The 5737-nt window shown below is 69.8% G+C and carries 6 protein-coding genes and 1 pseudogene; 2 read left to right on the top strand and 5 right to left on the bottom strand.

The features are described from left to right. Window positions 1-1423: DNA mismatch repair endonuclease MutL (mutL, locus tag I71_RS30175; RefSeq protein WP_042703082.1), on the bottom strand; the 1423-nt coding region annotated here is incomplete at its 3' end. Window positions 1424-1497: 74 nt separating this feature from the next. Beyond that, window positions 1498-1761, bottom strand: coding sequence for a hypothetical protein (locus tag I71_RS30180; RefSeq protein ID WP_244434148.1), 264 nt, complete (start codon window positions 1759-1761; stop codon window positions 1498-1500). Between the two features lie 387 nt (window positions 1762-2148). Between I71_RS30180 and I71_RS30185 the strand changes: the two genes are divergently transcribed. Then, a complete protein-coding gene (locus I71_RS30185; RefSeq protein ID WP_042703086.1) occupies window positions 2149-3378 on the top strand; it encodes a DUF3095 family protein in 1230 nt (409 codons plus the stop codon). A gap of 57 nt (window positions 3379-3435) precedes the next feature. Here the strand turns inward: I71_RS30185 and I71_RS30190 are convergent, their stop codons facing one another. Next, window positions 3436-3873 carry a YccF domain-containing protein gene (locus I71_RS30190; RefSeq protein ID WP_042703088.1) on the bottom strand — a complete coding sequence of 146 codons (438 nt, stop codon included), beginning with the start codon at window positions 3871-3873 and terminating at the stop codon, window positions 3436-3438. Between the two features lie 318 nt (window positions 3874-4191). Here I71_RS30190 and I71_RS30195 point away from each other — a divergent pair, with 318 nt between their 5' ends. Continuing rightward, on the top strand, window positions 4192-4740 hold the full coding sequence (locus I71_RS30195) for a hypothetical protein (protein WP_042703090.1): 549 nt from the start codon (window positions 4192-4194) through the stop codon (window positions 4738-4740). Window positions 4741-4927: 187 nt separating this feature from the next. Here the strand turns inward: I71_RS30195 and I71_RS30200 are convergent, their stop codons facing one another. Beyond that, on the bottom strand, window positions 4928-5308 hold the full coding sequence (locus I71_RS30200; protein WP_244434149.1) for a hypothetical protein: 381 nt from the start codon (window positions 5306-5308) through the stop codon (window positions 4928-4930). A gap of 110 nt (window positions 5309-5418) precedes the next feature. After that, window positions 5419-5737 (bottom strand): annotated as a pseudogene (locus I71_RS30205) (ATP-binding cassette domain-containing protein); the annotation flags it as partial.

Below are 5737 nucleotides of genomic sequence, written 5' to 3' on the forward strand. Positions count from 1 at the left end.
CGTGCTGGTCGACGATGACGATACCCTCGCGGGTCTGCGCCACGATGTAGGTGGTGTGGACCTGCGCCCGTGCCGCCCCCAGCGGGTGGCTGTCGGGCGGCGGCTCCGGCTTGTGGGCGGACGGGTCGGGGCCGCGGTATTCCGGCGGGCGGGCCGCCGGGGCGAAGCCATTGCCGAAGCCGCTGAGGCGGCCCTGCAGCGGCGGTAGCCCCGTCTGCGTCGGCGCCTGGAAGGCGGCGGAGCGCTCCGCCAGACCGCGCGGCACGGATGTGGGCGTGTAGGTGCCGCCCCAACCACTGCCCGACCCACCGCCGGACCGGCCGTAGGGCAGGGGGGAGGGGGTGAAGCCGCTGTCGGTCTCGCCGGACGGCTCCGGCCGCAGGGCGCCCAGCGTGGCGAGGCCGACGGTGGTGGAGGCGCGGTGGCCGGCCTCGGCCAGCGCATGTTTCAGCGAGCCGACGATCAGGCCGCGTACCAGCCCCTGGTCGCGGAAGCGCACCTCGGCCTTGGCCGGGTGGACGTTGACGTCGACCTCCTGCGGGTTGATGTCGAGGAACAGCGCCAGCATCGGGTGGCGGTCGCGCGGCAGGAAATCGGCATAGGCGGCGCGCACGGCGCCGACCATTAGCTTGTCGCGCACCGGGCGGCCGTTGACGAACAAATGCTGGTGCTTGGCGGTCGGGCGGTGCAGGGTGGGCAGGCCGATCCAGCCGGCCAGCGACACGCCCTCGCGCACCGCCGTCACCGGGACGGCGTTCTCCTGGAAATCGCGGCCCATCAGCGCGCCCAGCCGGGTCAGCCGGGCGTCGAGCAGGTCGCCTTGCGCCGCGCTCAGCCGCAGGCCGCCGCGCCCGCCGTCGGACAGCGTGAAGGCGACGCCGGGATGGGCCATCGCCAGCCGTTCCAGGCAATCGGCGATGTGGTCGTATTCGGTGCGCGACGCCTTGAGGAACTTCAGCCGGGCGGGCACGGCGGCGAACAGGTCGCGCACCTCGATCCGCGTGCCCTGGGCCAAGGCCGCCGGCTGCGGCTGGCCCTTGGCGCCGGCATCGACGGTCAGGCTCCAGGCGCTGTCGGCACCGCGGGCGCGGCTGGTGATGGTCAGGCAGCTGACGGCGCCGATGGAGGGCAGCGCCTCTCCCCGGAAACCCAGCGAGCGGATGTCGAGCAGGTCGTCGCCCTGCAACTTGGAGGTGGCATGGCGCTCGACCGCCAGCACCAGCTCGTCCGGCGTCATGCCGCAGCCGTCGTCGGTGACGGCAATCAGCGATTTGCCGCCATCGCGCGCCACCACGTCGATGCGGGTGGCGCCGGCGTCGATGGCATTCTCCACCAACTCCTTCACGGCGGCGGCGGGACGCTCGACCACCTCGCCGGCGGCGATGCGGTTGACGAGCGTTTCAGGGAGGAGACGGATCGGCATGCCCACAGATATAGTGGCTGCCGACCGTCGACACCACCATCTTCAGGCGGGCATCTTCGGGCCTGAATGCGCGGTCAAAGCCCCTTAAGGGCCTTCATGTAGTCGACCAGCTTGCGTTCGTAGAAGGGCTGCGGCGGCTGGTAGCGGGCGACGAGTCCGGCCTCCTCGGTCAGCTTGACGACGACGCCCATGCAGGACACGTCGACCGGATCGCCGCCGATGTCGAACTGCAGGCGGAAATCGAACTTCTGCTTCGCGATCAGGTCGCCGTCATAGGGGCGGATGCGAAAGGAACCGAGGACGAACTCCTCCGGCACATAGTCGTGGTGGTCGATCACGATCCTGGGGGGAGTGGACGGACGTTCCCTGCGCGGCTCCGCGGCGGCTTTCGCGCCGCCCGGCTCCTTGGAGCCTCCGGAAAATCTCGACAGCCAAGACATGAAAAGCGATGTCCCCCCGGTTCGGAGCCCTGAAACCACGCCGACATATTGCGACAGTTTCGGGGGCATATCCTTTAACAACGGTTAATGACGTAAGCATTGGTTACGCAACCGTAATTTCCCTGCGCAAGCCTTGTCGGCGGCGGCGGCCCTGTTCCGAACCGGCGGTGGTATCGGGGCTTTTCCGGGACGCGCTGTTCGGGGTTGCTCCACCCTGCCGCCCCGGCCGCGGTCATGCTAGGGTTGCTCCCTGGTCTCTCGTCGCCTGTCGGGAAAGGGTCCGCCATGCCTCTGTTGCCGCTGATCCGCGATTTCGCCGCGGAGGCGTCGGACCCCCGGTGCTATGCGGCTCTCGACGGCGGATGGTCGCTGGCGGTGGCGGACGTCACCGGCAGCACGCAGCTTGCCGGGCAGGGGCGGCATCGCGACGTCAATTTCGTCGCCGCCGGGGTGGTCGCGGTGCTGTCCGACGCGCTGCGCGACGGGCAGGAGCCGGTGGCCTGCCAGTTCGGCGGCGACGGCGCCATCGCCGCGGTGCCGCCAGGGCGGGAGGATGCGGCGAGGGCGGCACTCTCCGCGCTCGCCCACTGGTCGGCGGAGGTGATGGACGTGCCGCTGCGCGTCGGGCTGGTGCCGGTGCAGGCACTGCTCGACCGGGGGCTGGAGGTGATGGCCGCCCTGCATGACGTCGGCAACGGCAACAGCTTCGGCCTGTTCCTGGGTGCCGGGGTGGTGGCCGCCGATGCCTGGGTGAAGGAGGAGGCGCGCTGGCGCCTGCCGCCGCTGCCGGGACCGCTGCCGGGGCTGGAGTCGGTGTCCTGCCGTTGGAACCCGGTGCCGCCGCGCCATGGCACCGTGCTGTGCGTGATTGTCGATGCGGTCGATCCGGGGGCGGCGGGGTTGTTGGAGCTGGCCCGTGTCCAGCGTGCCATCGAAGCCATCGTACCCACCGCCGGTGCCGCTCCGCTCGGGGCGGGGGAACGGCTGGAGACCCGCTGGCCGCCGGATTGGCGGGCTTTGCTGATGGAGGGGCGCGGGGGCCGGGACGGCGCCGGCCTGGGGACGCGCATCCGGCGGGTGGGCAGGGCGCTGGCCGGGTCGGGCCTGCTGGTCCTGCTGCTGACGCTGGGGGTGTCGCTGGGCGGCTTCAACCCGCAGCGCTATCGCCGCCACATGGCGGAGCGCACCGATTTCCGCAAGTCGGCCGGCGGGCCGCGGCTGGTGCTGGACGTGACGGAGGAGCAGGCCGGCGCCATCGAACGGCTGCTGGCCCAGGCGGCGGAGGCCGGCTCGATCCGTTACGGCACCGCCCGGGCCGACGCCACCACCGTCACCTGCCTGGTCGGCGATGTGACGGCCGACCGCCATGTGCATTTCGTCGATGGCGCCGGGCTGGGCTTCTGGCGGGCGTCGGTCATGCTGAAGGCGATGAAGGCGCGGGAAAAGGCAGGACGGGAGGACGGGGCGCTGAAGGACAAAGTGCTGACGGGGATGGAGCCTGTCCCGGCGCCGTGACGGTGCCAGCCGGGCACTCTCCCGGAACTGTGGCCCCGGAACTGCGGCGGGCGGCGCTCAGTAACGGCCGACCGCACGCCGGCCGAGGTCCCCCGACGCCACGATCTCCGTGCCGACCGGCCAAAGCGCCAGCAGCGCGAGTTTCAGATGCGCCCACGCGAAGGGAAGGCCGATGATGGTGATGGCAAGCCCCACCGCGGAGAGCAGATGGCCCAGCGCCAGCCACCAGCCGGCCAGCACGAACCACACAATGTTGCCGATGAATCCGAGCGCGCCGGTGCCCATGTCTCCGCGTCCGCGGAACTCATCCCGCCGCACGGCGGTTTGTCCAAAGGGGAGCAGGGTGTAATGGGCGATGGTCAGGGCGGACCGGGCCCAGGGCAGGCCGACGATGGACAATGCCATCAGGACCGCGGCCAACACCCAGCCGAGCGCCATCCAGATGCCGCCGGTGAACAACCACAGCAGATTGAGGAGAAAACTGACAAGAGGCATGACACGGAACCCTCCCTTTCGCCGCAGATGTGGTGACGGTCCTGCCGTGCGCCTAGATCGGGGCGCGCAAAATCGTACTCGATTCGGAGTATGGCTCCGGGCGCCGAACGGCAGGCCCTGCCGGGTGCGGAAGCCGCGAAGATGGGGCACCCCGTCCGGCGGCGCGAAAGAGGGGGAGCATCATGCCAACCATGCCTTGAACCGGATCCGTCTGCGTCACAGATCCGAAACAGGCATCATGACGACGCATCCGGACGGGTCCTTCGTCGGCAGCATCGCCGGCGGGCCGCCTTCCGGATCACACGGATCGGAGGCCGCATGAACGAGGCTTTGAACACCGACTCCGGCGCCGACGCGCCGAACATGCCGGGAGATGGCGAATCGCTCTCGCCGGTGGTCGCCGCCATCCTCGGCACCGCTGTCGCCGCCGCGGCCAAGCGCGGCGGCCGCGGCGATGTGGTCCGCGGACTGATCGCGGGTCTGCGCATCCTGCGCGCCACCGTCGAGGAGGAGGCCGGCTATACCATGGCCGCCGCCGTCGACAACGCCATCCGCTCCCGCCTGCTGGCCGACAACCTGTCGCGCCTGCGCGTCAGCGGGGAAAAGCCCCAGGCCGTACCGTTGCCGGACCCCGGTCCGGGCGCCAGCGTCGCCGCCATCATCTTCGAAAGCGCCGCGGAGTCCTGCCTGACCGTCAATGCCCATGCGGAAGACAATGGGCCGCTGGAAACCGCGGTGTTCGCCTTCACCGCGCAGTTGCTGCAACAGTTGGGCGGGGCGCCGGAATGGCGCAGCCTGGCCGGCGAGCTGCGCCGCCCATTGGCGGTGATGCCCGATGCCGGGGGCGAGGAGGTGACGCTGCACTGACCGGCCGGTCCTGCCGGCGGCCGGCCGTTCGGCCAATCGATTGGATGGTCCCGGCAAGTCGCGGAATTTTCTTTGCTTTTGTCCTGTTTCGGCGACGGCTGAAACCTTTTGCGGGCGGAGCGGGGTTTCAGGCCGTTTTAAGGGTTTTGCCCGATTTATCGAACGGGACGACTTCGCTTCGGCTTCGTTACGGTTGGGTTCGGCGGTGGGACGGTCCCATCGTGGAATGCCAGCACCGGGGAACCCGCAGCGCCTCACCCTTGCTGCGCATCCGCGACACCCACAGCCAGTCGGACACGATGATCTCGACCGCACCGGCCTGGAGTGCGATCTGGGTGGCGGGATTCCCGGCCAGTTCGACCAGCTGCAGGGCGATCCCGGCCTGCCTGTCGAAGCCGTGGGCGCGGACGGTGTCGAGTTCCCAGCTGACCGTGCCGAATTTCAGCACCCCGGCGCGGACCACGGACCGGTCGGAGACGGAATCGGACGCCCCTGCCGGCCGGAGTGCCGCCGCCAGAAGCGCGCCGGCCGCCAGCAAGGTCGTCCGTCTGCTACAGCCTGCCGCCATGGTCCCCGTCCGCTCAGTCTTTGGACTGCCAGCTTAAGGGGAGTGTAGATGGTTCGTATATTCAACGATAGGAGGATAAGAGGGGTATCGCCGGCAGATGGGCCGGAGTGTCACAGACCCAGATAGGCCTGCTTCACCGCCGGGTCGGCCAGCAGCGCCTCCCCCGTTCCCGACAGCACCACGCGGCCATTCTCCAGAACATAGGCCGTCTGGGCGATGCGCAGGGAGGCGGCGACATTCTGTTCGACCAGGATGATCGTCATGCCCTCCGCCGCCAGTGCGCGGATGATGCGGAACAACTCCTGCACCAGGGCGGGCGACAGGCCGAGCGACGGCTCGTCGAACATGATCAGGTCGGGCTTGCCCATCAGGCAGCGGGCGAATGGCCAGCATCTGCTGCTCGCCGCCGGACAGGGTGCCGGCTGCCTG

The organism is Azospirillum sp. B506 (assembly GCF_000333595.1).
Taxonomy (GTDB): domain Bacteria; phylum Pseudomonadota; class Alphaproteobacteria; order Azospirillales; family Azospirillaceae; genus Azospirillum.